At 41.1% G+C, this 1,966-nt stretch carries 2 protein-coding genes; both read left to right on the top strand.

What is annotated here, in order from left to right:
* Positions 1-252, top strand: a 252-nt coding sequence (locus tag GPK58_RS11555; RefSeq protein ID WP_215638680.1) for a zinc ribbon domain-containing protein, incomplete at its 5' end; no start/stop codon positions are given.
* 193 nt (positions 253-445) lie between these two features.
* Positions 446-1,804: an MATE family efflux transporter gene (locus GPK58_RS11560; protein WP_015526673.1), complete on the top strand. Its 1,359-nt coding sequence runs from the start codon at positions 446-448 to the stop codon at positions 1,802-1,804.
* Positions 1,805-1,966 lie beyond the last annotated feature (162 nt).

The raw sequence follows: 1,966 nt of genomic DNA on the forward strand, positions 1-1,966 counted from the left end.
AAAGCAGTTGCATCACAAAAGTTTTATGAATTTAGAACAAAGCTTCAAATCAAATGCAATGAAAATGGGATCGAACTTCGAGTAGTAGATAGATGGTATCCATCATCTAAAACCTGTCACTGCTGTGGCGCTGTCAAAAAAGATTTAAAGCTTTCAGATAGAATATTCAAATGCAGTTGCGGTTATGTCGAAGACAGAGATCTCAATGCTGCACTTAATTTGAGAGATGCACTAACTTACGAAGTTGCATAACTAAAACGCAAACGTGAGTATGTACCGAAGGCTATTTTCGGGAATTTACGACTGTGGAGTGTACAAGAACTTGTGAGTAGATATGATTTCGGTCAATCAAAAACATACACGGTGAAGCAGTAAGTAGAACTCGTGAGAGTCTACGTTATCTCGATGCGAGTATATTTACACACATTTTGAGTGGCAGATTCTTATGGGAACTAATGAAAAAGATATGACTGCCGGATCTCCCGGAAAACTGATTATAACTTTTGCCATACCAATGATGCTTGGAAATATTTTTCAGCAGTTTTATACAATGGCAGACACCATGATCGTCGGACAAGTGGTAGGAGTTAAAGCACTGGCGGCAGTAGGTGCCGGAGATTGGCTGGTATGGCTGGTGTTGGGGATTATGACAGGTATCACACAGGGTTTTTCTATTCTTGTATCTCAGTATTATGGAGCAAGGGAAAAGGAAAATCTGAAATGTGCAGTAGCGAAAAGCTATATCATGACAGCATTACTGTCTGTGGTCGTACTCGCAGTAAGTGAAGGTACAGTTTATCATGTTCTTTTATTTTTACAGACACCGGATAATGTCATTGATCTGACAATGCTATATTTGCGGCTGATCTTTGCAGGAATCCCGATCATAGCTGCTTATAATATATTTGCAGCGATCCTTCGGGCACTTGGAAACAGCAGATCTCCGTTGATCGCAATGACAGTGGCAGCAGTGATCAATGTGGGACTGGATCTGTTATTTGTGGCGGTTTTTGGCTGGGGTATAGCCGGAGCAGCAGTGGCAACCGTTATCGCACAGGGATTTTCAGCCTTGTACTGTTTGATCGTATTACGTAAAATCCCGGATATCCGCCTGGAAAAGAAGGACTTTTACAGGCAACCCTCTATGAGCTTGCGGCTTTTGGAACTGGCGGTTCCTCTTGCGATACAGAATGTGATCATCTCCGTGGGAGGACTTGTGGTACAGTATGTGATCAATGGATTTGGTTTTCTGTTTGTGGCGGGATTTACGGCATCGAACAAGCTGTATGGGGTTTTGGAGATGGCTGCCGTTTCATATGGATATGCTATTACAACCTATGTGGGCCAGAATCTTGGTGCAAAGAAATATCAGAGGATTCGAAAAGGCGTGCGCAGCGGCACTTATATGGCAGTGCTCACTTCGGCTTTCATTTCCGGCATGATGGTACTGTTTGGACGTAATGTACTGTCCCTGTTTGTATCCGGTGAACCGGATCAGACCCGACAGGTATTGGATATAGCATATAAGTATTTGTTTATCATGGCTGTCTTTTTGTGGGTGCTGTATCTGCTGTATGTGTATCGTTCCGCTATCCAGGGCCTGGGTAATACTTTGATTCCGCTTGCCAGCGGCATTGCAGAATTTATAATGCGTGTCAGTGTTGCGCTGCTGCTGCCAAAACTGATCGGTGAAGATGGAATATACTATGCAGAGATCTGTGCATGGAGCAGTGCAGCTGTTTTATTATTCGTAAGTTATATGATCATTATACGGAAATATAAAGAAGTCACCGTTCATACATAATGTTATTTACTTAAGGGATCTATAATAATACAGGCAGAAAATATCCGGGTTTCACTATGAAATGTTCAGATATTTTATATTTGACAAAAAACTATTTATATAAAAAGAAAAGTATGATATTATAATATTTATTCATTGCAACTATGAAAATTGAATAGTCAG

This window comes from Blautia sp. MCC270 (genome assembly GCF_018785605.1).
GTDB classification, from domain to species: domain Bacteria; phylum Bacillota; class Clostridia; order Lachnospirales; family Lachnospiraceae; genus Blautia_A; species Blautia_A fusiformis.

Coding starts and splice junctions, on each gene's coding strand:
- GPK58_RS11560 (WP_015526673.1), top strand. CDS start 446: ATGGGAACTAATGAAAAAGATATGACTGCCGGATCTCCCGGAAAACTG.